This window comes from Desulforamulus aquiferis, assembly GCF_030577015.1.
GTDB lineage: Bacteria > Bacillota > Desulfotomaculia > Desulfotomaculales > Desulfotomaculaceae > Desulfotomaculum > Desulfotomaculum aquiferis.
The window spans coordinates 56,710-80,587 of the sequence record NZ_JARPTC010000019.1 but is presented as its reverse complement, the minus strand read 5'-3'; the positions used below and the strand labels follow the sequence as shown (position 1 = coordinate 80,587).

The window sequence follows — 23,878 nt, the reverse complement described above, 5'->3', positions numbered from 1 at the left end:
TGAAAGGCGCGAACATACGCGCCTTTCTGTTAAACAACCTTTTCTTCTTTTACACTTTCGCCCATGGCAATTGCGCACTGGCGACAAACCATTTTGCCTTTGTAATGCTGCACGTCCGATGCGTTCCCGCAGAACACACAGGCGGGCTCATACTTGCGCAAAATGATCTTTTCGTTGTCGACGTAAATTTCTAGGGCGTCCTTCTCATCTATGCCCAATGTACGACGCAACTCAATGGGGATAACCACCCGACCCAGCTCGTCCACCTTTCGAACAATACCTGTGGATTTCAAACCGCTTCCCCTCCCTGAATGACATTCGACAAGAAACCAGATTTTACTACAGTTAATCATACCAGTGATAACCGAAACAGTCAATATTTTACTTTTATTTTTTACGAAAAATGGAATAAAATTTACCATAATGGGGAACCCTTGACAGGTAAATCAATGTTAGTTAAAATCGTTGTTGAAAAACAATATAATTTAATATAATAGGATATAGGCAATGACGGGAAGAGTAAAGTGGAGATAACCTAACAGAGAGTGGGGATAAGGTGGAAGCCCCGCAGGGAATTCCCTTGAACATGGTCCAGGAGCTTCCGGTTCGAAGGTAAAAAACCCATTAGGGCCGGACGGTTTGCACCGTTAAAGCGTAATTAGTGCAGCTATATGCACTGACTGAGGCTGTTGCCGTGAGGCTGCAGTGAATCAGGGTGGTACCGCGGAAAAGATACCCCGCCCCTGTATTTTAGAGGGGGTGGGGTTTTTATTTTTGTTCTTGAATAGAATTGCAACTTAGAAAGGATGAGTGTTTTGATGCAAAAGCCAAGTTTTTATATTACAACCCCAATTTACTATCCAAGTGATAATCTGCATATTGGCCACGCCTATTCCACCGTTGCCTCGGATTCCATGGCCCGTTACAAGCGCCTGACAGGTTATGATGTTTGGTTTTTAACTGGGTCAGACGAGCATGGTCAAAAAATTGAGAGGGCAGCCCAGGCAAACAACCAAACACCCAAAGAATATGTGGATAAAATTGTAGATGGTTTTAAAAGGCTGTGGGAAAGACTGGACGTAAGTTACGATGACTTTATTCGCACCACCGATGAACGTCACCGTATTGTAGTACAGAAAATATTTCAACAGCTTTATGAGCAAGGAGATATTTATAAAGCCGAGTATGAAGGCTGGTACTGTACTCCCTGTGAAACCTTTTTTACCGAATATCAGCTGGCCGAAGGAAAATGCCCTGACTGCCAGAGGGACGTAGAAAAAGTTCGGGAGGAGAGTTATTTTTTCCGTCAGTCAAATTACGCAGACAGATGGATGAAGTTTATCGAGGAAAATCCCGAGTTCATTCAGCCCACCTCAAGGCGCAATGAGATGATTAGTTTTGTGAAGCAAGGGTTAGAGGATCTATGTGTTTCTAGAACAACCTTCGATTGGGGAATTAAAGTACCCTTTGACCCTAAACATGTGGTTTATGTTTGGGTAGACGCCCTGACAAACTATATATCTGCCCTTGGCTATGGGCAAGGGGACGACAGCCTTTATAAAAAGTTTTGGCCGGCTGATATCCACCTGGTAGGCAAGGACATCGTTCGATTCCATACAATTATCTGGCCCATTATGCTGATGGCCTTGGATTTACCTCTGCCTAAGAAAGTCATTGGCCATGGCTGGTGGATGCTGGACAGCGGTAAAATGTCAAAATCTAAAGGGAATGTGGTAGATCCCCACGTATTAGCAGATAAATACGGTGTGGATGCCGTTCGGTATTTTTTGCTTAGGGAGCTACCCCTGGGGGCAGATGGGATATATTCTGAAGAAGCCCTGGTTAAACGGGTTAACATGGATTTAGCCAATGACTATGGGAATCTTTTGTCCCGGTCCGCCACCATGATGGAAAAATATCAAGGGGGGGTACTGCAGTCCCCGGGTGCACCGGAAGGACCAGACGCTGAACTCATTGACCTTGCTGTAAGCGCACCGGCTAAAGTAGAGGAGTATATGTCAAAGTGTGACCTGGCTAACGCTCTGGCCACCATCTGGCAGGTTGTAGGTCGGGCTAACAAATATTTGGAAGAAACTGCTCCCTGGTCCCTGGCTAAAGGGGAACAACATGAAAGGTTAAACACCGTTTTGTACAATGTTGCTGAGGTTATTCGCTTCACTACCATTATGGCCAGCCCCTTTATGCCTAATTTGCCAGGTAGAGTGTGGCCCCAGTTGGGCATTGCTGATAAGTCTGAACTGCAAAGCTGGGAAAGCCTGCGCTGGGCCAGTTTGCCAGCTGGAACCACTGTAAAACGGGGAGAGGTGCTTTTCCCGAGAATTGATTTAAAGAGCCTGGAACAAGAATAGGCACGCAAAGTGAAGGGGTGCTTTAATTTGCTTATAGATTCCCACGTCCACTTGGATAATGAAAGGTTTAATGAAGATCGGGAAGAGGTGCTGGCCAGGTGCCGGGACCAGCTTACTGCGGTAGTCAATGTAGGCTATGATTTAGAATCTTCCCGTAGATCCATTACCCTGGCAGAACAATACCCTTTTATTTTTGCGGCGGTAGGAGTTCATCCCCATGACGCTAAGGATGTACCGGAAAATTACCTGGAAGAGTTAGCACAAATGATAGAGCACCCAAGGGTTGTGGCCATTGGGGAAATTGGACTTGATTACTATTACGATCTATCTCCCAGGGACGTGCAACAGCGAATTTTTGAGCAGCAGTTAGAACTCGCTAAAAAAACTGGTCTGCCCTTTATAGTGCACAACCGAGATGCCCACGGAGATATTATGCAGCTTCTCGGCAAGTATGCCCCTTACACTGGAGGGGGCGTTATGCATTGCTTTTCTGCCAGTTGGGAGGTGGCCAGGGATTGTATTAAAATGGGGCTTTACATTTCCCTGGCCGGCCCTGTCACCTTTGCCAATGCCGGTAAATTAAAGGATATAGCGGTGAAAGTTCCCATTGATAGGCTTCTGGTTGAGACAGATTGTCCTTACCTGACCCCGGTTCCCCATAGGGGTAAGAGAAATGAGCCTGCCTATGTTAGCCTTGTGGCCGAACATATTGCAAAATTAAGGGATATGGAAACTGAGGAAGTGGCGGCATTAACAGCAGCCAACACCATTAGACTCTTTAAACTTTCCGGTTTAGACCCAATAAGGACGGAGGGGTAATGGTGGGTAAAGAGAGAGGATTAGTAATTGTTTTTACCGGCAACGGTAAAGGGAAAACCACTGCCGCCCTTGGTTTGGCCCTGCGGGCCTGGGGTCACGAAATGAAGGTCCTGGTGCTGCAATTTATTAAAGGGCAGATTTGTGGGGAACATCTGGCGGCAGAGAAATTGAACCGGGGTATAGAGATTAGACCCCTAGGGCTAGGTTTCATTAATTTTAATGATCCGGCAGCAGTTAACAAACAAAAGGAAAAGGCTAAAGAAGCCATTAAACAGGCCATGCAAACCATGGCAGAAGGTTTTCATATCCTTATATTGGATGAAATATTATATGCATTAAAATACGGTTTGGTGGAATTAGACCAGGTGGTCAATCTGATAAAAAATAAGCCTGAGGAACTCCACCTAGTTCTCACCGGCAGGGATGCCCCTTCTGAAATAATAGCTCTTGCCGATTTAGTTACGGAAATGAAGGAAATAAAACATCCATATAAAGAAAATATTCCTGCCCAAAAGGGTATTGAGTACTAGGGAGAAGGGTAGCATTTGAGAAGTATTGACTTAACCCATCTAATTTTACCAAACATGCCGGTTTACCCCGGTACGAAGCCGCCGGAGTTCAAACCCATTTGTAGTTTGGAGCAAGAAGGCTTTGTTGAAACAGAATTAAACTTATACTCCCATACGGGAACCCATATTGATAGTCCGGCCCATATTATCAGTGGGGGGAAAACCTTGGACTTATTTGGCACCGAGTATTTTTTAGGCCCCGCCATGGTAATTGATGTGTCACGGTCAAAGGAAATAAGCCTTGCCCACCTTACTCCGTTGCGTGCAGAATTGCAACAGGTAAGATTTGTCATATTATATACCGGCTGGGATCAACACTGGGGGACTGAGGAATATTTCAAGGACTTTCCCGTTCTAACTGCCGAGGCTGCCAAATGGCTGGTTTCCTTAGGGCTAAAGGGTGTCTGCATAGATGCTATTTCTGTGGACGCTGTAAAAGACACACTTACCTTACCAATCCATAGGATACTACTGGGGAATGATGTGCTGGTAATTGAAAATCTAACCAATCTACAAGAATTGATAGGAGTAAAATTAACTTTTTGCTGTTTACCTATCAAAACCAAACATGCGGACGGAGCACCAGCCAGAGCAATAGCTATTCTATAGCCTAAACTGCCATGCTATAATATCCAAATGCTAAATTTAAAGGTAATGCCAAGGGGTCCTGTACTTAAGTACAGGACCTCAAATATTTCAACCTATTAGTTATCACAGGCCCATAAGCACTGCCCTTTTAAGACTAGATATAAAATTTGGAACCCTTACCTAATAGTCTAGAGCACCGGACCGTAAGTGACATCATCAATCAAAGCGGAGCAGCCGTTCCAAGGCTGGGGTGTGAATACAAAGCTGATCATGACAGAGTTAGTGCCCTCTGGAGCGGTGCCGGTAAATCTAAACTGGCGGTAAGTATCATTTAATTGGTTAGATGTTATTGTTTGTTCAGCGGTGGTTAGGACATTTCCAGCTGCGTCCAGGAACATCTGTTGGGCAACCAGTGTGAATTCACAGACCTGGGCGGAGACCTTGATGGACCTTGCCCAGAAGCCCAACTCATAGGTGGTTCCGGCCACAATGCCGGGAACTGTTCTGACCAAGCTGGCCGGTAAAGTGGTGCAGGTGCCAAGGGCTGCGGCTAGACCTGTTCTACCGTCAGGGCTGGGGGAAACATTTATGCAATCCCAAAAGGCCGGGCAATCACCAATCCACTCCTCAAAGGTTTCCTCTTCAATACCAAGCACAGGGCCATTGTCGGGATCGGGCGGGGTGCAAATTACTGCCCAGATCTGGCGGGTCTCCATTACCTTCAACAGGAAAGAAACTGTGGCTATCTGGCGAATTTTATTTCTACCCATTAAATCCGCTGACAGGTCGATATCTACGTTGCGGAAGTCGATTTCTACATTGTTGGGATTTAAAACCGGGATAGGAGGAGTGAAATTAATGGTCCGGGTAAAGGGAATATCTTCGGGCATATGTCTTACATCATCATGTTTATTAACATAATATACCTGCTTGTGGATGGTTCCGGTTACAACAATCCTCCTGAGCAGGGATGGACGGGTATAGGTGGGATCGTAAAAATGCACTGTGTCCATAGGGCCAATTGATTCGCCGGCCATTGGACTGGTAAATACCGGGGATGCCTCTAAATCACGTACCACCACATCGATATGGTCTACCTTTTTCACCTGCTCATCCGGGCAAGTCACGTTTTCCACCGTAAGGGAAGCCACTTGTTCGCCAACTACTACATGTAGTTTAACCAACTGGCAAAAGTTGCCGTTTGGCATATGCCAATACCTCCTTCTAATAGTTTGTGGTCAAGCCCGGGCTATGATCCGGTTGACCGGGTGGTATAGTATATTCAAAAGTTGTCTAAATGAAGCTAGTCCTAGCGTTGTTATGGGTTGGTTATATTATCCAGATGGTATTGACATAACAATTTGGAATTTTTTACCTCGCTACCGAATATAGTATATTAGGTTACTTCAATAACTATTTCGAGGGGGGGAGTACAATTTCCAAAGACTCAGCTTACCGGATCCTTTTAGGATTGCTTGTGGTTAGTTTTTCCTTTATAGCCAGCTGTATGGTTTGGGGAAAACATATTGTTATTCAGGCAGATAACCGAAAATATCCCGTAATGCAATTTGGGGGAAGTGTAGGAGATGCTTTGAATAAGGCCAAGGTAACCCTAAGGGGAGCTGATATTGTTTACCCGCCATTGGATACCCCTGTAGTCAACGAGCAAGAAATTATTGTCAAGAGAGTTGTTCAAGAGGGGATTTATTCAGACCAACTGATTGAATTTAAGCTGGAAAGAAAAACCGACCGAAAGCTTATACCAGGCCAGCAACAGGTAGTTCAGTACGGGAAATGTGGAGTTAGCAGAAGTCATTATTTGGCCACATATCAGGATGGCCAAGAGGTTAAAAGGGAGGAAGTGGGCCGGGAAATTATCCGGGAGCCTCAGCCCATGATAGTTGCTATGGGCCCCGCAGTAACAGTATCCCGCAGCCAGGTACGAACAACACTACCAGAAAGTATGGAGGGTCAGGTAGAGAAGGTAATCACAGCGGGCTCCACTGCCTATACCCATACCGGCTATCGAACTGCTACCGGCGTTACACCTTACAAAGGAGTTGTTTCCGTCGATCCTAGGGTTATTCCCCTTGGAACAAAACTTTTTGTCGAAAACTATGGTCCTGCGGTGGCTATGGATACAGGTGGCGACATAAAGGGTAACCGTATCGACGTTTTCTTTGAAACACAGCAAGAGGCTATTTCCTGGGGTAGACGTACGGTAAAGGTTCATATTATGGAATAAAAGTATAAAAATAAAGGGTGACGGTGGCAAATATTATGCCGCCGTCTGTTGTTTGTAGGAAGAATTTGACTGAATTTTTGGGGAGGACAGATTAATCTTATGGGAGAATAAATAAGTAATGGAAATACATAAATGTAATTACCTGACAGCTATGAATGTAAGGAGGTAAATATAATGGATTGGTGTCCGGTGGAATGGCCCCCGCGTCCCAAGCAGGGGGAAATAGCTGTTACAAAAAGAAAGCAATCAGGCAAAAGGGCAGCATTGGCTGGCTTTGTGGGAGTTTTTATTTTATTAATTATGGTAACAGCAGTTTTTGGCTATGCCTGGTGGTCCGAAAGATTAAATATTACCACCAATGCATCCGGCTATGTCCTAGAAACTATTTTGGGACAAAAGCCGGTGACAGTTTCGGTTGACGGAAAAACCATGAATACTAAGACAAAGGGTAAAGATGTCCGGCAAGTATTAGATGAGCTAGGTATCAATCTAAACAGGAATGATCTGGTTAATCCTGCATTATCCGCTCTGATTACGAGGGATATGGCTATTAAAGTAACCAGAGTTGATATAAAAACCGAGCATCTGGAAGCCCCCATTGCCTTTTCGGTGAATCGAGTAGCAAACCCTAATCTTGCTAAGGGGATCACCCAAAATATAAGGAATGGCAAAGAAGGCTTGGAGCAGCAAACCTGGCAAATTCGTTATGAGGATGGTGAAGAGGTTTCACGAACCTGTGTAGCTAGGGAAACTATAACTGGTGCGGAGAATGGCCTAATCCACTACGGAACCCAAGACACCATTAGCAGGGGTGGACAAACCCTAAGGTTCTCTGAGGCTAAAGATATGTTAGCAACTGCCTATACTTATACCGGATATAACACTGCCACCGGTATACCACCGGCCCCTGGAGTGGCGGCAGTGGACCCAAAGGTGATTCCCCTAGGCACCAGGTTATATATTGAAGGTTATGGTAAGGCCACGGCCTTAGACACAGGAGGCTCAATAAAAGGCAATCGTATTGATTTGTTCTATGAGACCAATGAGCAAGCGGTAAACTGGGGAGTAAGAAAAACTAAGGTATATGTCTTGGATTAGGGGGATGCCCCTATTTTTTTTACTTTACTTGATTTAAGGGTTTGTTCATGATATTTTATCAGTACCCTGGGATAAATAAATCCAGGATTTTGAGGTGTGTAAATGAATTGCATTATATTGGCCAATGGGGAGATAAAGGACTACCAACAGTATAAGTATCTCTTTACCGGAAAGGAAATTATTATCTGCGCGGACGGTGGAGTTAACCATACACCGGGATTGGGGATAATTCCACAATTGGTAATCGGAGATATGGATTCAGCAAGTCCAAAAATATTGGAACAGTTAGAGTTAAAGGGAGCCCAGATTATGAGGTATCCCAGGGATAAGGATCAAATGGACACGGAATTAGCCATTGCCCAGGGGATAAGCCAAGGAGCAACATCCCTTACCTTTCTTGGCTGCACAGGGGATAGATTGGATCATACACTGGCAGCTATTCATTTGTTGGTTCCCTTGGCCCTAAAAGGACTAGAGGTTAAGATAATCTCTGATAGCCATTTCATAACAGTGATTACACCTAAAGCCCCGGCAACCTATAAAGGGCATCCAGGTGATATAGTTTCACTGCTACCCCTTACTTCAATGGTGAAGGGGATTACTTCCAGGGGACTTAGGTGGCCCCTTCAGAATTCAGCCCTAGAGTTAGGGAAGCCCTATGCCGTAAGTAATGAAATTACTGAAGGAGAGGTGTATGTTTCAATTTGCCATGGGGTACTACTGTTTATTAGTATAAAATGTGAGGTGATGAGTAATGGGCAATAAGGTTGCCTTATTTGTTGAGGATCTATACAATGATTTGGAATTCTGGTATCCCTACTATAGGATGCAGGAAGCAGGTTTTGAAGTTGTTATTGTAGGAACGGGCAGGACTGAGGTATTTAATAGTAAGTTTGGCATGCCTGCTAAGGCAGATATTTCCTCTGAGCAGGTTAAAACGGAAGATTATGCAGCGGTAATCATTCCAGGTGGCTTTGCTCCTGATAAAATGCGCATTGACAAAAACATGCTCAGAATAGTGCAGGAGATGTTAAGCTCCGGCAAGGTTGTGGCCTCGATCTGTCATGCCGGCTGGGTACTTGCTTCGGCTGGAGTGTTGAAGGGCAAAAAGGCTACGGCCTGCATAATGATCAAGGACGACCTAGTTAACGCGGGAGCAGAGTACATAAACCAGGAAGTGGTTGTTGACGGCAATTTAATCACATCCAGGGTACCTGATGATTTACCGGCCTTCTGTCGGGAAATATTAAAACAACTGGGCTAGACTAGAGAAGTTTCTTTTTTCCTGATTAGGTGGTAAAATAGTAGAGAATAAATTAATAATTAACACCAGGGGAGCGATTCTGCTGAGAAAGGTTAAGACCTGACCCTTATTACCTGATCTGGATAATACCAGCGCAGGGAGGTAGAGTAAGCGTTATTTTGGTGTTCTTTATTTTTTTAGAGGACGCCTTTTTATTTTTCCTAAAAAACACCAACGGAGGGGAAGCATGAAGCATGTATTAACAGTGGCCGGATCTGATTCCTGTGGTGGTGCAGGGATACAGGCAGACTTGAAAACCTTTAGTGCCCTTGGTACATATGGAATGAGTGTTATTACTGCCGTCACTGCTCAAAATACAACAGGTGTAGTGATGGTTCGGGAAATGGACCCTGAAATGGTTGCGGCTCAAATAAATTGCATTTTTGAGGATATTAAAGTTCATGCAGTTAAGGTGGGGATGGTCTCCAGTGCAGAAATCATTACCACCATCGGCAATTGCTTAGCCAGGCATAGGGCGGTAAATATTGTGATAGATCCGGTTATGGTATCTAAAAGCAGGTGCAACCTGCTAAGACCCGAGGCCTGTGAGACTTTGGTAAAGGTGCTGTTTCCCCTGGCCACAGTAGTAACTCCAAATATTCCCGAGGCTGAGGTTATTGTTGGGGGTACAATCACCACTCTGGAAGATATGAAGGGGGCTGCGGTGGAGATTTATAACAAGGGGGCCAAGAATGTAATCGTCAAGGGAGGGCACATGGAAGGCCCGGCAATAGATGTGCTCTATGACGGTAAACAATTCTTGCAGTTTTCCGGCGAGAGGGTGGCAACCACCAATACCCACGGAACCGGGTGCACTTTTTCATCAGCCATAGCAGCTTACCTGGCCAGGGGATTAACCATGACTGAGGCCATTGAGGGAGCGAAAAAATATATCCATAGAGCCATTGCCCATTCCTTTCCCATAGGGCGGGGAGTAGGGCCAACCAATCATTTTCATGAGCTTTATGAAAAGGCAGGATTATTAGATTAATGACTGGAGGAATTTATATGACACAATTATTAGCAGCCAGACGGGGAGAAATCACTCCCGCCATGCGCCGGGTAGCCGAGAAGGAAAAGGTAAGCCCCGAGTTTGTTAGGGAGGGAGTTGCCGCAGGAACCATCGTCATACCCGCCAATATCAATCATAAAAGCTTAGATCCAATTGGCTTTGGAAAGGGTCTAAGCACCAAGGTAAATGCCAATATCGGCACTTCTACCAGTTTTCCCGATATAGAAAGGGAATTAGATAAACTTCAAGTAGTCCTGGAGGCCGGTGCCCATGCGGTGATGGATCTAAGTACCGGCGGAGAAATCGACAAGGGTCGTAAGAGGATTATTGAGGAAAGCACCATAGCCGTTGGAACAGTACCTATTTATCAGGCCTTTTTAGAAAACCGGGAAAAGCGTGGCAGTATGATTAGTATGTCCGGGGAAGATTTGTTTGAAGTGGTGGAGAGGCATTGTGCTGATGGGGTGGACTTTATCACAGTTCACTGTGGCGTAACTTTAGAAGTCCTTGGAAGATTGAAGCAACAGACCCGTATTACCGACATAGTGAGCCGGGGAGGTTCCTTTTTGACCGGGTGGATGCTCCATCATGGTCTGGAAAATCCATTGTATGAACAGTATGACAGGCTGCTGGATATTTGCTTAAAATACGATGTAACCCTAAGCCTGGGGGATGGCTTGCGGCCAGGGTGTTTAGCAGATGCCACCGACAGATCCCAGATTCAAGAGCTCATTGTTTTAGGTGAATTGGTGGACAGGGCCAGGGCTAAAGGGGTTCAGGCCATGGTGGAAGGCCCCGGCCATGTACCCTTAGACCAAATAGCTGCCAATATACAAATCCAAAAAACCCTTTGCAAAGGGGCCCCCTTCTATGTGCTTGGTCCCCTGGTTACGGATGTAGCACCAGGTTATGATCATATAACTGCCGCCATTGGAGGCACTGTGGCAGCAGCAGCCGGGGCAGACTTCCTCTGCTATGTAACTCCCGCGGAACACCTGGGATTACCCAATATGGATGATGTCAGGGAAGGGATTATGGCTTCCCGACTGGCTGCCCATGCGGCAGATTTGGTGAAGGGCATACCGGGAGCCATGGAGTGGGATAATGAAATGGCCAGGGCCAGGAAAAATCTAGATTGGGAGAAACAAATTGAGTTAGCCCTGGATCCTAAGAAGGCTGCCAGGATAAGGAAGGAACGCAATCCCGAAAACCATGAAGCTTGCTCCATGTGTGGTGATTTTTGCGCCATGAAGGTAGTTGCAGAGTATTTGGGTAAAGAGACTGAATCCTGCTAGTTTTGCCAGTAAAAAAATACTAGGGGAAATTTTTTTGAAATATATCTTTTTTGTGGATTTTGACGGAACAATCACCGTTAAGGATACCTGTGACATGTTGATTGAGGGTAATAACAACCCCAAATTACAACAAATTAACGATCTATGGGAAAGGAAGCAGATTTCCACCCCTGAATGTTCCAGACTTCTTTTCAAAGAAATGAACCTAGCCAGGGATGCCATTAAGGTTCTAGTAAAGGATGTAGAAGTGGACCCGTATTTTGCTACCTTTCTAGGTCTATGCAAAGCTAATGATTTTTCAGTAACAGTGCTAAGTGATGGTTATGACATGATCATTAAGGGAGTCTTAGAAAAGAAAAAGTTGGAGATGCCCTTCTACTCCAATACACTTAATTATATAGATGAATTCTTGGCTGAATTTCCTTATTTTAATAATCGCTGCGGTAGATGTGGGACCTGTAAGACTGAGCTATTAAAGAGATTATCCCACCCTGGGATAAAGAGGGTTTACATTGGCGATGGCATGTCAGATTTTTGCCCTGCCTCCCATTGTGAACTGGTTTTTGCCAAGGGAAAGCTCAAGGATTACTGTATTAAAAATGATATAAGCTTTAAACCATATGATACCTTCCGGGACATTATTGCATGGCTGCAAAGGGAGGAGTGCAGATGAATATTGTTCTAAATGGAAAAGAACTCATCCTAGCTGAGGGAATGAGTATAGAGAATTTAATTGAGCAAAGAGGATTAAGACCGGACACGATAATTGTGGAGCATAATTTACAAGTGGTTAAGCGAGAACGCTGGAGCAGTATTTTGTTGAAGGAAAATGATCAGCTAGAAATTTTAAGATTTGTGGGAGGGGGCTAGGGACGTGAAGGATACATTTTCAGTGGGTGGTAAAGAGATAGACAGCCGGCTCTTTTTGGGGACAGGCAAATACCCATCTAACAGGGTAATCCCTCAGATAATGGAAGCCTCAGGCTCCCAGGTATTAACGGTGGCCATCAGACGTGTGGACACAGATTTTGAGGAAGAGAACATTTTAAAGTATATACCCAAGGATGTAGTCCTGATGCCTAATACCTCGGGAGCCAGGAATGCCCAGGAAGCCATTAGGATTGCCCGTTTGGGCAGGGCCGCAGGTTGTGGAGATTGGGTAAAAATTGAAGTAATTTCCGATAACCGTTATCTTTTGCCCGATAACTATGAAACCATAAAGGCTACCGAGGTTTTGGCAGCAGAGGGTTTTCAGGTATTTCCCTATATGAGCCCGGATTTAATGGTGGCTAAGGAGCTGGAAAAGGTTGGAGCGGCTGCTGTTATGCCCCTTGGAGCGCCAATTGGTAGTAACCGAGGACTGAAAACAAGTGAGTTGATACGGATATTAATTGAAGAAATATCCCTACCCATAATTGTAGATGCGGGGATAGGACGACCTTCTGAGGCTGCCGAGGCAATGGAGATGGGTGCGGCAGCGGTGCTGGTTAATACTGCCGTGGCCACAGCCAGGGAGCCGATAATTATGGCCCGGGCCTTTGGGCTAGCGGTGGAGGCAGGGCGGGCGGCCTTTTTGGCAGGACCTGGGGCCACCTCTGAGTATGCCAGTGCCTCATCACCCTTAACTGGCTTTTTGCATACTTAAGAAATCCGGCGGGTAAAGGAGGAAAGGCCATTGAGCTATTCTCAAAGGATACAAGAGTATAAGGAATTTGATTACCAGGGCTATTTTAAAAGCCTTTCCGGTCAAAGTATTAAGAGAATAATAAATAAGGGGCGCCTCTCAGAGTTAGATTACCTGGCACTCCTTTCACCTGCTGCGGAAGCACACCTAGAAGAAATGGCCTGGCGGGCACATCGATTAACTATTCAGCACTTTGGTAGGTCAATTTTGCTTTATACTCCTATATATTTAGCTAATTATTGTGTTAACAGCTGCCTTTACTGTGGTTTTGCACTTCAAAACCACATTAAGAGGGCCAGCCTTTCCCTTGAGGAAGTGGAAGCAGAGGCAAGGGCTATAGCAGCCACAGGATTAAAGCATATACTAATTCTCACCGGTGAATCCAGGAAGCACTCCCCTGTAGCATATATCAAGTCCTGTGTGGAAATATTGAAAAAGTATTTTTCATCAATAGGTATTGAGATATATCCCTTGGAAGAGGAAGAATATGAGGAGTTAATATCTTCAGGGATTGATGGATTAACTATTTACCAGGAGGTATATGACCAAGGGGTTTACAAGGAGCTGCATCCCGCCGGACCCAAGAGGGATTACCATTACAGGCTGAATGCTCCTGAAAGGGCCTGCCGGGCAGGGATTAGGACGGTCAATGTTGGGGCCTTGCTGGGACTCAATGATTGGCGACAGGAGGCCTTCTTCACCGGCCTGCACGCCAACTATCTGCAAAATAAATTTACTGCCGTAGAGGTGAGTCTATCTACCCCTAGGATGAGACCCCATGTGGGTGGTCTAGAGCCAAGGGTTATAGTTACCGATAAAAACCTGGTGCAATATATTTTGGCCTACCGCCTTTTTATGCCCAGGGGAGGAATTACCCTTTCCACCAGGGAATCCGCCTCCTTAAGGGATCATCTGTTAAGATTAGGCATAACTAAAATGTCTGCCGGCTCCTGTACCTCTGTGGGTGGGAGGGCAAACTCTGAAGCGTCCACTAATCAATTTGATATCTCTGACCCCAGGGATGTGGGGGCCATGATTAAAATGCTTTATGAGCAGGGCTACCAGCCTGTTCTTAAAGATTGGCAAATAATCTAGGGGGCCGATAATGGGACAGCTGGAGATAGCTTTAACAAAGTTTTTTGGCGAAGAAGGACTAGCCCTGATACAGAGTAAAAGAATAGGTATTGCCGGGGCCGGGGGACTTGGTTCCAACTGTGCCCAAATGCTGGTTCGCTGTGGTTTTAGGAAACTAACCCTTGTAGATTTTGACAAAATTGAAATGAGCAATTTAAACAGACAATTTTTCTTTATGAGTCAGGTAGGTCAATCAAAGGTTGAAGCTCTGAAGAAGAACTTATTAGATATTAACCCTGACCTAGAAATAAAGTTATTTGAAAATAAAATTGAACCTGCCAATGTGGCACAATTTTTTATTGATTGTGATGCAGTAATTGAGGCGTTAGATAGCCCTGTATATAAGCGGTTAGTTGTAGAGACTTACCTGGGAGGCGGCAAACTTGTGGTGGCAGCTTCTGGGTTAGCCGGTTGGGGCCAAAGGGATCAAATAAAAACCCATAGAATCAAAGATGATTTTTTTGTGGTGGGGGACCTTGTTACAGAAGTGGATGAAAACAGTCCCCCGGTTGCCCCGGGTGTGGTCTTGGCAGCAGCTAAACAGGCCGATGTAGTACTTAGCTATTTCCTGGGAAAAAGAACTAAAGGGTGTGATTAGAATGACTGTCAAAAGGGACCTAGCTCAATTATTGCAGGCTGATATCTACGGGATTACAGCCGAGGAATTATCTTTAGGTCGCAGCAACGTTGAAATAGTAAAGCAAATGATCGCAGCGGGAATAACTGTAATCCAGTACAGGGAAAAGGATAAAAAGGCCCGGGAAAAATACCATGAGTGCATGAAGATAAGGGAACTTACTGCACAGGCAGGTGTGACCTTTATAGTAAATGACGATATTGATCTGGCTATGATCGTAGGTGCCGATGGAGTGCATGTAGGGCAAGAGGATCTGCCACCAGAAAAGGTTAGGGAGTTAGTGGGCAGTGAAATGCTAATTGGCCTTTCCACCCACTCTCCGGAGCAGGCCATGGAAGCACAGAAAAGCAAAGCTGTGGACTACATTGGGGTAGGGCCGATATACCCTACTGGCACTAAGAAGGATGTATGTGCACCTGTGGGATTAGAGTATTTAGAATATGTGGCTAATAAAATTGATTTACCCTTTGTTGCCATTGGGGGTATCAAGGAGCATAATATTGGAGAGGTTGCCCGAAAGGGGGCAAGGTGTATGGCTCTGGTCTCGGAGATAGTCGGCAACTCAGATATACAGGCCAAAGTTGCAGCCCTTAGGAAGGCTATGAAAGAATCCTAAGCTTTATCAGAAAATTATTAATGGCCTAACAGAATTTTAAAGGGGCTTTTTAGACATAGCGGGTATAATATAAGTATAAAATGTATGGAAGGAACGGTAAATAATTGCGTGAACTAACTTCGCCCGCTGTTGTGAGGCAGATCATTAATAGCCACGGCTTCAAGGTACGTAAGGCTTTAGGTCAGAACTTCTTACTGGATGCTAATATCATAGATAAAATTGTTGATGCTGCCCATTTAACCCAGAAGGATCTGGTATTTGAGATTGGACCGGGTCTGGGGGTTTTGACCAGGAGAATTGCCCAATCAGCCGGGAAGGTTTTAGCAGTGGAGATTGATCAAAATCTACTCCCCATTTTGGACGAGACCTTAGGACACTTACCAAATGCTGAGGTGGTTCATGGAGATGCCTTGAAAATTAACTTTGATCAATTGGCCGCTGACCGAACTGACAAACAATTTGGTCCCGAAGGAAAGGCCTATAAACTGGTGGCAAATTTGCCTTACTACATAACTACACCAATTCTTATGCATATGCTAACCGGAGGTTTTAATCTGGATATACTGGTGGTTATGATGCAAAGGGAGGTTGCCGAAAGGCTGCAGGCTTCACCTGGAGGAAAGGATTATGGTAGTCTCAGTGTGGCTGTGCAATACTACACCGTTCCAGAGGTGGTTATCAGGGTCCCTAAGACCGTTTTCTTCCCGGCCCCGGAGGTGGATTCAGCGGTAATTCGCTTGACCCGGAGGAAGGTTCCCCCGGTTACCCTGATAAGTGAGGAAACCTTTTTTAAGGTTGTTAGGGCTGCCTTTGGACAGAGGAGGAAGACCCTGATAAATTCATTAACGGGTTCTGGCTTAGCAAGTAAGGAAACATGGAGTGAGGTGCTGGTTGAAACGGGTATAAATCCAACCAGACGTGGTGAGACCCTTTCGTTGGATGAGTTTGCTGCACTGGCTAATACATTTGAAATGAGCATAAGGGGCTAAACCCGCAACGAATACTGCCCATGGAGGCCCACATATGGATTTTACTAGCCCATCAAAGGGGAAAATGAATTTTGAAGAGATGATGGAGGATATCTTAAATTATATCAAGGGACTTCCCTGCTCATCTTACAAAATTGTGGTGGGAACAGACTCCCAGGTAAGACGGGAAACCTGCTTTGTTACGGCAGTAATCGTCCACCGAAGGGGAAAGGGGGCCCGGTTTTTTTATCGAAAACTGAGCCAACGTAAAATCATTAGCCTGCGTCAAAAGATTTTCTATGAAACTACCATGAGTTTGGAACTGGGGGCTAGGATTACTGATTATCTGGCCAGAACAGGTATGGAAGAGTTTAATGTAGAGATACATATTGATGTTGGGCACCAGGGAGAGACCAAGGACCTCATTCGTGAGGTTGTGGGGATGGTTACCGGGAGCGGCTTTCAGGCTAAGATAAAGCCTGATTCCTTTGCTGCTTCCAGTGTTGCGGATAGGTATACTAAATAAGAATTAGATTAGATAAAACCTGGGGTAGCCGAAATTATTAGATAAAGTTTAACGCCACCATTGCAGGTGGCGTTTGTATTCTAAAGAATTTTCTCCAAAAGATTTGCTGCATCCCGGATCAGATTTGGACAGACAGAGGAGAATAATTTTTGATCTCTGGCCCTTTGGAGGCCTTCGGAAGTGCTTATATCACAGCCAAGTAGCTCCTTGCATTTAATAGAGCCGTTTCTTGAGCTAAAGTCATCATTGAAAAGCTTGACCAGTTGGTAGGTCTTTTCCCTGAAACCACTATCTTCAGCCCTTGTGCTAGAATACTTAAGACCAATGACCATGTAGGCACCGGTTACCGCTCCACAGACCTCTCCCATTCTGGCCATTCCTCCCCCGAAGGCACCTGAGACCTTCAGGGCAGTTTCTTTGTCCAGGCCCAAATCAGTACTGAAGGTAGATAAAACCGCTTGGGAACAAAGAAAGCCCTGCTCAAAGCAGGAGACAGCTTTTTCCACTTTGGACATTTTAATTCCCCCATTTCGCAGAACACTTTAAAAAAATCATATCAAAAAATCATGATGCATACAAGTCAGTTTGATAAAATCCAACCCTCCCTGAACGAACAATCACAACTAATCCTTCTTATTCATAGGATGAAGTAAATTAGGGGAGGGGGGAATATAGTTGTCTGTAATCAAAGAGGGAGATATAGTCGCCCGAAAATCATATAGCAGAGATTTGTTTTTTAAGGTATTGAGTGTTTTCCGGGGAGACGACGGGAAGGTGTATGCTAATCTCAAGGGGCTTGATATTCGCCTTTATGCCAGTGCCCTTGTGGATGATCTGGAAAAAATTGATGCTAAAGAGATAGCAAGCTACTGGACCAATACTTTAAGGAAAAATGCTGAAGTTATGGATAGGGTAATGAGGAGAAGAATTGAGGAAAGAGCACTGAGGCTAAAAAGATGTACAGACGGCAATTGTATGATGGGGCGCTCGGCAGATAAAAAGGAAGATAAAAAGGGTGATAATGTCGAGGGTTTTGATGTGCCCGGTAGTGTACTTCACCTAGATGGAGATAAGGATTACTTGGAGCTCTGCATGACCACCTATCGCAATCTCTCCATACCAGCCTATGGCTATGCAATAAGCGAAAAGGAACAACCTAAAAGAGTTCAAGAGTTACTAGAAAAGCACTACCCCGATATTTTAGTACTTACCGGGCATGATGGATTAAAAAAAGGAGTCAAGGACTTCACAGACATAGAAAATTATCATAACACTAAATATTTTATTGAGTCAGTAAAAATTGCTAGATCCTTCGAAAAGAGCAGGGATGACCTGGTGATATTTGCAGGGGCCTGCCAATCCTGCTATGAGGCAATATTAAGCTCCGGGGCCAATTTTGCTAGTTCGCCTAAAAGGGTTTTGATTCATGCCTTCGACCCAGTATTTGTTGTTGAGAAAATTGCCTATACCTCAATCCACGATCCCATTGCCATTAGGGAGATTATTTCCAGTACCATCACTGGTTTTGATGGTATAGGAGGAGTGGAAACAAGGGGTAAACACCGTCTTGGTGTGCCGAAAACAGAATTTTAAAAGGGTAGCCCTTCCTAAAAGTCCAGCATAAGATGGTCTAGGATTTTTTAGGGAGGGATTTCCTTTATGGATAAGTTTATCAAAACCCTGGACCGTGCCAGGTGGAAATTATTAAGCATGAGGAATGTGGTTGGAGTGGGAGTCGGTCACAAGCAGGTGGGAATGACCCGTACTGAGCAGCCGGCAATTATTGTTTTTGTCAAAAAGAAAGAGCCCATGGAAAACCTTTCCAGGGAGCAGCAAGTGCCATTTAAAATTAATGGACTGGAAACAGATGTTATTGAAATTGGCGAGGTAAGGCTGCTGGATGTGGATAGAAAGAAAGTAAGCAGGCCGGCTCAGCCGGGACTCAGTATTGGCCATTATCGGGTTAGTGCCGGGACCTTTGGAGCAGTTGTAAGGGATAGGAATAATGGGGAAAAACTAATTTTATCAAACAACCATATCCTGGCTAATGCTTCCAGTGGAAATGATGGGAGAGCCGCAATAGGAGATCCAGTTTTTCAACCTGGAGAGTATGACGGGGGAACTAAGGATAACCGCATAGCAACACTGGTTCGATATATACCTATGCAAAAGGGGGAAGCCCCTGCCACTTGTCCCATAGCTAACGGAGCAGCCAGGTTGGCTAATGTATTTGTGCATGCCATCAGACCCAGCTATGATTTAAAGTTTTTTAAACGGGGCGGCCCAGCTAATATTGTGGATTGCGCCGTTGCCCGCCCCATGAGTCCGGATTTAATTACCGAGGAGATCCTTGGACTGGGGCCAGTTAACGGAATTGCTGAGGCAAAACCGGGAATGCCGGTGGTTAAAAGTGGCCGCACGACCGGTATCACCAGGGGGAAGGTAACGGCTGTGGCAGTCACCCTGGACGTTAAACTTGATGATGAAAACTCAGCCCATTTTTCTGACCAGGTGATTACAGATATGAAATCCCAGGGGGGAGACAGTGGTTCCCTGGTGCTCACAGAGGGCAATAAAGCAGTAGGTCTTCTCTTTGCCGGTTCAGATAAGGTTACAGTTTTTAACCACATAAAAACAGTACTGGACAAATTAAACATAGACCTATAAAATATGCTTAAACCCCGGGACGTTGAGCCCGGGGTTTTTGTTTCATGGTAATGTATGGTATAGGTGTTTAATAGTGAGTAAAAAACCAGAAATTTCGACAATAACCTTATTCAGCATACATAATAAAATATTTACAGGGATTACGGGTTTTGTAAGATAACCCATTTTTTGTGTATAGTAAGGACAGGCTATTTAACCGGAATTTACCGGTATAGCTAATAACAAGCCGAATCCTAGACAACTGGGTACGGAGGAACCGATTCTGGGGTGAATCTTTTTCAAAAGTAGGGTTATCCTTGCCCGAACCCGTCAGCTAACTCCGGAGGCAAAAAGGAGAGAAAAGAATGTATTATCGGTTAAGAAAAGCACCTATGTTTTTGGCTACCTTGTTCCTGCTGGCAATTCTGTTGCCTCTAATGTCCCCTCAGCCTGCCCAGGCCGCTGCAGGAGACGAACTCAAAATGGTAGAGCAAATTAACCAGGCCAGAACCAAAGCAGGTCTTCCGGCATTAGTTTATGATGCTAATTTATCTGCCCAAGCTGCTAAAAATTTAAAATCTTATCAGTCAACTGGTCAAATTCCTGGGCAATCTATGCTATATCAGATTGCAGTAAACGGTGGCTATAGCTCCCTTGGACAAACAATGGTTAGCGGCGCAGACGTAAAAACCCTTGTTGATAAGCAACTAGCAAAGTATGCAAGTCAGTCCCTATTAAATAGCAAGTATAACAGCATAGGGTTAGTTATTACTGATACTAAAAATGGTTTGCTATGCGTACAGCTTCTAGCTGCCAAGAAAAATGTCCAGGTACAGCCGGCGCCTCAACCAGCGCCTAAGCCAACTCCACAGCCAACACCAACACCAACACCAACACCAACACCAACACCAGAGCCAGCGCCCCAGCCAGCCCCCTCTGAGTCTTTTATGACGGATCTTCAGAAGCAGGTGGTAGATTTGGTGAATGTAGAAAGGGCAAAGCAAGGATTAAAGCCCGTGGTGGCTAAACAGGATTTAACCCAGGTTGCACAGCTAAAAGCCCAGGACATGCTGCAGAAGAAATACTTTTCCCATACATCTCCTACTTATGGCTCACCCTTTGATATGATGAGAAAATATGGGATAAGCTATACTGCTGCAGGTGAAAATATCGCCATGGGACAGAGGACCGCTGAGCAGGTGATGAAGGATTGGATGAACAGCCCTGGACACAGGGCCAATATTCTAAACGCCAACTTTAATGAACTGGGTGTAGGGATTACCCAAAGTTACAATGGCTATGGTTATATCTGGGTACAAATGTTTGCCCGTAGGTAACGAGATATAAAGGACTAGATAACAAGGATAGACAAGCAAGCAATAGGAAAATGAAAAGAATTACCACAATAAGGTAGCAGGAGGATATATTTCCTCCTGTTTTTTTGCTTTTTCTTAAGGATTGACCACATTTTCAGCACATTTCTCCAGCCAATCCAATATATATATTAAGGAGATATTCTGAAAGGAGGCTACGATAAATGGCCATGAAGAAACTGTCTAAGTCGCGGTACCGCAAATCACGCACCTATGAAAGAGCCACAACCATGCCGCTGAGAACAGAGAAGCTCAGGGTGCAAGAGGTAGTCGCTGAAAATACTGAGCAGACCATAGTGCGTGGTACTATCTCTGTACCAGAAGCTAAGCCAGAGGTTGACAGGGTCCTTTCAACCTATGCAGTAGGAAGGCTTAAAAAAGTAAACATAATTCCCAACAAGGTAGTTGTTGAGGGCGTTTTAAAGCTGGAAGTTATGTACGAGGCCTTTAAGAAGGATCAGTCTGTTCACACCTTTCATGAGGAACTAGACTTTACCGACTTTGTTGATGTTCCAGGTGCCAGACCGGGCATGGAAGTTGAAGTTGACATTGTAGTAGAGGATGTGAGCCTGACCAGAGACCCCAAATGTGCCGATGATTGGGATGTTGCTGCGGTAATAATGGTTACTGTAAGGGTAACTGAGGAAGTTGAAGTTGACGCCTTGGTGGAATGTCCAGAAGGTTTTGAGTGTGAATCTGAAGTTATGACTTTGGAGCATGTTGTTGGTTCCCGGACAAAGCAGGTACTTATCGACCAGGAATTTGAACTACCCAGGGATAAACCCGATATTGAGAAGGTTCACAAGTGCATGTGTGATGTGGAAATAACCAACGCTAAAATAATTAGGAACAAAGTAATTATTGATGGCGAAGTGGATATGGAATGCGTTTACACGGCACTCAAGGATGACCAGACAGTTCACACCTTGAGCCAGACCTTCAAATTTAATACATTCATTGAAATCCCAGGTGCAGAGCAGGATATGGACGTCTATGTTGACGTTATGGTCGAAACTTGTGATGCGGATGTATCGGATACAGATGCTTGCAATATATCTGTTACCATCGTTCTCAAGGTGAGGGCCCGGGTGGTTGAGGATCGCGAGGTCAATGTAATTACAGAGGTTATAGGTGCCGAAACTGTTAAGACTGCCACCTTGGATGTTGAAAGCCTTGTAGGGGAAGCTTGCAAGCAGGTAGTTGTCAGGGATGCCCAAGAACCTCCTGCAGAGAAGCCAGATATTGACAAGGTTAAGGAAGTAATTATCCGTGATATCACCATTAAGGATAAGAATGTAATTAATGACAAAGTACTGGTCCGGGGAACTGTAGAGTTCCAGGTGCTATATGTTGCATTAAAGAAAGATCAAGCAGTTCATATGATCCATAGAAAAGTTTCCTTTAAGACATTTATTGATGTTCCTGGTGCCCGTCCCGACGACAGTGTAGAGATTGTTGTAAATGTAGAGTGGACTAATGCTAAGATGGATAGCTGCGATTTGGTATTAGAGGCTGTCTTAGAAGTTTGTGCCAGGGTAACTGAGACTGTTAGACGACAAGTTGTTACCGAGGTAATATTACCTGAGCCCACTCCTGAACCAACTCCTACTCCAACAGTGGAGCCGGAAGTTTGTGTGCCAGGTACCACCTTTAATTATACCATTGCCAGGGGTGATACTTTGGCCAGGTTAGCCCAGCGCTTTGGGACCACTGTTCAGGCCATCTTGGCTGTTAATCCACAAATTACTGATCCTGATTCCTTGAATGTAGGAGATGTTATTAGAATTCCTTGCGTAGCCAAGGGTTAAATATAAATTACTTTAAAAGGAGGTAAAAACATGCCTAACGGTTTATTTCCGGTAGCCTTTACAGGTGAGTGCGTTCTGGTTAAACTACCCATCGTCATAGCCGATGTACCTTCCTCAGTAATGGTGGATAATGTACTTTGTCTTCCTGAGCAAGCCAAAAAAGTAGACCATATCGATGTGGTAGTGAGGGATCTGGAGGCTGAGCCAGTCTTTAGTCCGACAATGGTGGGAGGGGTAGGAACAGGACCTTGCCCCAGCAAGAAGGCGACAGTTCATTTTGGTGATAAAAATTGCGTGAGCCCATCTGAGATACGCAGAATTAATGTAACCGGAACACTGCACAAACAAGTCTATTATGTTGATAGGGATGATGACGTACGCCACGTGGGCGAGGATGTGCCATTTAGAAAAAGTGTAGAGTTAAGGCCGCCTTTAGTGGTAGGTGCTCCCCAAAATATTGATATCGACTTCCGTGATGTGGATGTTGACCTAAGCTTTGAGATGTTAAAGGCCAGCCGGGTACAGCAGATTGCCAATATTACCTTTATCTTAAAGATAACCGAGGATCAGCAGGTATTTATTCAGACTTGCTCTCCGCCCGATGATTTAATTGGTCAACAAGTGTTATCCAATACTGGCTTTGAGGCCTTTGCAGGAAATGTGCTGGCAGTGTGGGGGGGAAGCAACTACGTTGTTGGTCAGCCCGGCAGAACCAATGGAACCTACTCAGTGGGATTAGGCGGACCTCCGGTTAATCCACAGGATCCAACTGCCCCCTTTGCTAATCCGGCTAACGTTGCTTCCCTGGTACAGCAAATTCCACCGGGAGCTATCCGACCCGGCCTAAGATATGAATTTTGCTTCTATATTCAGGAAGTAATTCCCCTGTTAGGAGCAACGGTTGATTATACAGTTGAGGCCAGGGTGGTATTTATTGATGATGTAGGTAGAATTATTAATTCTACCGGAGTAGTTCTTATTCAGGATGAGGAGCTAACTCCAGGAAACTGGGTACAGAGATGCTTGTTATCCAGTCCTGCTCCTGAGGGGGCTGCCTCTGGGTATGTACAGATTACGTTTACTCCAAATAGTGATGCAAATGTAGGCTATGTTTTAATTGATGATGCCACATTGGTGGTGCGCGCCTAGTTATTTAAAGGTATTATGGGAAGTCGTCCGTTTTCGGGC

General features: G+C 44.9%; 26 protein-coding genes, 2 riboswitches and 1 other annotated feature. Of the genes, 23 read left to right on the top strand and 3 right to left on the bottom strand.

The annotated features are described in order from the left end of the window. Positions 1–29: 29 nt before the first annotated feature. Entirely contained in the window at positions 30–293 is a 264-nt protein-coding gene (locus tag P6N53_RS12740; RefSeq protein ID WP_373323045.1) for an AbrB/MazE/SpoVT family DNA-binding domain-containing protein, read from the bottom strand. Positions 294–498: 205 nt separating this feature from the next. Further along, positions 499–748 (top strand) — a binding site (T-box leader). 70 nt (positions 749–818) lie between these two features. Between P6N53_RS12740 and metG the strand changes: the two genes are divergently transcribed. The 4 genes from metG to P6N53_RS12720 are packed head-to-tail and all read left to right on the top strand — an operon-like array spanning position 819 to position 4,366. Next, positions 819–2,369, top strand: a complete 1,551-nt coding sequence (gene metG, locus P6N53_RS12735) for a methionine--tRNA ligase (protein WP_304543735.1) — start codon at positions 819–821, stop codon at positions 2,367–2,369. Between the two features lie 27 nt (positions 2,370–2,396). Beyond that, positions 2,397–3,188 (top strand): TatD family hydrolase, encoded by a 792-nt coding sequence (locus P6N53_RS12730; RefSeq protein ID WP_304543733.1) that lies wholly within the window; start codon positions 2,397–2,399, stop codon positions 3,186–3,188. After that, on the top strand, positions 3,188–3,718 hold the full coding sequence (gene cobO / locus P6N53_RS12725; protein WP_373323040.1) for a cob(I)yrinic acid a,c-diamide adenosyltransferase: 531 nt from the start codon (positions 3,188–3,190) through the stop codon (positions 3,716–3,718). The genes P6N53_RS12730 and cobO overlap by 1 nt, the downstream gene beginning before the upstream one ends. A 15-nt stretch (positions 3,719–3,733) precedes the next feature. Next, positions 3,734–4,366: a cyclase family protein gene (locus P6N53_RS12720; protein ID WP_304543729.1), complete on the top strand. Its 633-nt coding sequence runs from the start codon at positions 3,734–3,736 to the stop codon at positions 4,364–4,366. 167 nt (positions 4,367–4,533) lie between these two features. On the opposite strand, the gene P6N53_RS12715 is transcribed toward P6N53_RS12720, so the two are convergent. Beyond that, on the bottom strand, positions 4,534–5,553 hold the full coding sequence (locus P6N53_RS12715) for a hypothetical protein (protein ID WP_304543727.1): 1,020 nt from the start codon (positions 5,551–5,553) through the stop codon (positions 4,534–4,536). Positions 5,554–5,822: 269 nt separating this feature from the next. On the opposite strand from P6N53_RS12715, the gene P6N53_RS12710 reads away from it, so the two are divergent. The 14 genes from P6N53_RS12710 (at position 5,823) to P6N53_RS12645 (ending at position 16,863) form a co-directional block, all read left to right on the top strand. Continuing rightward, positions 5,823–6,590, top strand: coding sequence for a 3D domain-containing protein (locus P6N53_RS12710; protein ID WP_304543725.1), 768 nt, complete (start codon positions 5,823–5,825; stop codon positions 6,588–6,590). A 174-nt stretch (positions 6,591–6,764) separates the two neighbouring features. Then, positions 6,765–7,688 (top strand): resuscitation-promoting factor, encoded by a 924-nt coding sequence (locus P6N53_RS12705; protein ID WP_304543723.1) that lies wholly within the window; start codon positions 6,765–6,767, stop codon positions 7,686–7,688. Positions 7,689–7,790: 102 nt separating this feature from the next. Continuing rightward, the gene (locus P6N53_RS12700) at positions 7,791–8,453 is read left to right on the top strand and encodes a thiamine diphosphokinase (protein ID WP_304543721.1); all 663 of its coding nucleotides are present in this window, start codon (positions 7,791–7,793) and stop codon (positions 8,451–8,453) included. Next, positions 8,443–8,952, top strand: a complete 510-nt coding sequence (locus P6N53_RS12695; RefSeq protein WP_304543719.1) for a type 1 glutamine amidotransferase domain-containing protein — start codon at positions 8,443–8,445, stop codon at positions 8,950–8,952. Before P6N53_RS12700 ends, P6N53_RS12695 begins: the two co-directional genes overlap by 11 nt. Before the next feature lie 57 nt (positions 8,953–9,009). Continuing rightward, a riboswitch (TPP riboswitch) is annotated at positions 9,010–9,109 on the top strand. 69 nt (positions 9,110–9,178) lie between these two features. Beyond that, positions 9,179–9,982: a bifunctional hydroxymethylpyrimidine kinase/phosphomethylpyrimidine kinase gene (gene thiD / locus P6N53_RS12690; protein WP_304543717.1), complete on the top strand. Its 804-nt coding sequence runs from the start codon at positions 9,179–9,181 to the stop codon at positions 9,980–9,982. Positions 9,983–9,999: 17 nt separating this feature from the next. After that, positions 10,000–11,298 (top strand): phosphomethylpyrimidine synthase ThiC, encoded by a 1,299-nt coding sequence (gene thiC, locus P6N53_RS12685; protein WP_304543716.1) that lies wholly within the window; start codon positions 10,000–10,002, stop codon positions 11,296–11,298. Positions 11,299–11,332: 34 nt separating this feature from the next. Next, positions 11,333–11,971: an MtnX-like HAD-IB family phosphatase gene (locus tag P6N53_RS12680; protein WP_304543714.1), complete on the top strand. Its 639-nt coding sequence runs from the start codon at positions 11,333–11,335 to the stop codon at positions 11,969–11,971. After that, a complete protein-coding gene (gene thiS, locus P6N53_RS12675; protein WP_304543712.1) occupies positions 11,968–12,168 on the top strand; it encodes a sulfur carrier protein ThiS in 201 nt (66 codons plus the stop codon). The genes P6N53_RS12680 and thiS overlap by 4 nt, the downstream gene beginning before the upstream one ends. 4 nt (positions 12,169–12,172) lie before the next feature. Continuing rightward, a complete protein-coding gene (locus P6N53_RS12670) occupies positions 12,173–12,943 on the top strand; it encodes a thiazole synthase (RefSeq protein ID WP_304543710.1) in 771 nt (256 codons plus the stop codon). A gap of 30 nt (positions 12,944–12,973) precedes the next feature. Beyond that, positions 12,974–14,077 (top strand): 2-iminoacetate synthase ThiH, encoded by a 1,104-nt coding sequence (gene thiH, locus P6N53_RS12665; RefSeq protein ID WP_304543708.1) that lies wholly within the window; start codon positions 12,974–12,976, stop codon positions 14,075–14,077. A gap of 10 nt (positions 14,078–14,087) precedes the next feature. After that, positions 14,088–14,714 carry a sulfur carrier protein ThiS adenylyltransferase ThiF gene (gene thiF / locus P6N53_RS12660; RefSeq protein ID WP_304543706.1) on the top strand — a complete coding sequence of 209 codons (627 nt, stop codon included), beginning with the start codon at positions 14,088–14,090 and terminating at the stop codon, positions 14,712–14,714. Between the two features lies 1 nt (position 14,715). After that, positions 14,716–15,369 (top strand): thiamine phosphate synthase, encoded by a 654-nt coding sequence (thiE, locus tag P6N53_RS12655; protein WP_304543704.1) that lies wholly within the window; start codon positions 14,716–14,718, stop codon positions 15,367–15,369. A gap of 104 nt (positions 15,370–15,473) precedes the next feature. Further along, entirely contained in the window at positions 15,474–16,358 is an 885-nt protein-coding gene (rsmA, locus tag P6N53_RS12650) for a 16S rRNA (adenine(1518)-N(6)/adenine(1519)-N(6))-dimethyltransferase RsmA (protein ID WP_304543702.1), read from the top strand. Between the two features lie 34 nt (positions 16,359–16,392). Continuing rightward, entirely contained in the window at positions 16,393–16,863 is a 471-nt protein-coding gene (locus P6N53_RS12645; RefSeq protein ID WP_304543700.1) for a ribonuclease H-like YkuK family protein, read from the top strand. A gap of 80 nt (positions 16,864–16,943) precedes the next feature. Here the strand turns inward: P6N53_RS12645 and P6N53_RS12640 are convergent, their stop codons facing one another. Further along, positions 16,944–17,378 (bottom strand): C-GCAxxG-C-C family protein, encoded by a 435-nt coding sequence (locus P6N53_RS12640; protein WP_304543699.1) that lies wholly within the window; start codon positions 17,376–17,378, stop codon positions 16,944–16,946. Positions 17,379–17,538: 160 nt separating this feature from the next. Here P6N53_RS12640 and yabG point away from each other — a divergent pair, with 160 nt between their 5' ends. The 5 genes from yabG (at position 17,539) to P6N53_RS12615 (ending at position 23,839) form a co-directional block, all read left to right on the top strand. Next, positions 17,539–18,456, top strand: a complete 918-nt coding sequence (gene yabG / locus P6N53_RS12635) for a sporulation peptidase YabG (protein WP_304543697.1) — start codon at positions 17,539–17,541, stop codon at positions 18,454–18,456. 66 nt (positions 18,457–18,522) lie between these two features. After that, positions 18,523–19,530 (top strand): chymotrypsin family serine protease, encoded by a 1,008-nt coding sequence (locus tag P6N53_RS12630; RefSeq protein ID WP_304543696.1) that lies wholly within the window; start codon positions 18,523–18,525, stop codon positions 19,528–19,530. 214 nt (positions 19,531–19,744) lie between these two features. Then, positions 19,745–19,873, top strand: a riboswitch (cyclic di-AMP (ydaO/yuaA leader). Position 19,874: 1 nt separating this feature from the next. Continuing rightward, positions 19,875–20,846, top strand: a complete 972-nt coding sequence (locus P6N53_RS12625; protein WP_304543694.1) for a CAP domain-containing protein — start codon at positions 19,875–19,877, stop codon at positions 20,844–20,846. A gap of 200 nt (positions 20,847–21,046) precedes the next feature. After that, positions 21,047–22,690, top strand: a complete 1,644-nt coding sequence (locus P6N53_RS18820) for a DUF3794 and LysM peptidoglycan-binding domain-containing protein (RefSeq protein ID WP_304543693.1) — start codon at positions 21,047–21,049, stop codon at positions 22,688–22,690. A 30-nt stretch (positions 22,691–22,720) separates the two neighbouring features. Next, a complete protein-coding gene (locus tag P6N53_RS12615; protein ID WP_304543690.1) occupies positions 22,721–23,839 on the top strand; it encodes an SPOCS domain-containing protein in 1,119 nt (372 codons plus the stop codon). Positions 23,840–23,878: the final 39 nt, after the last annotated feature.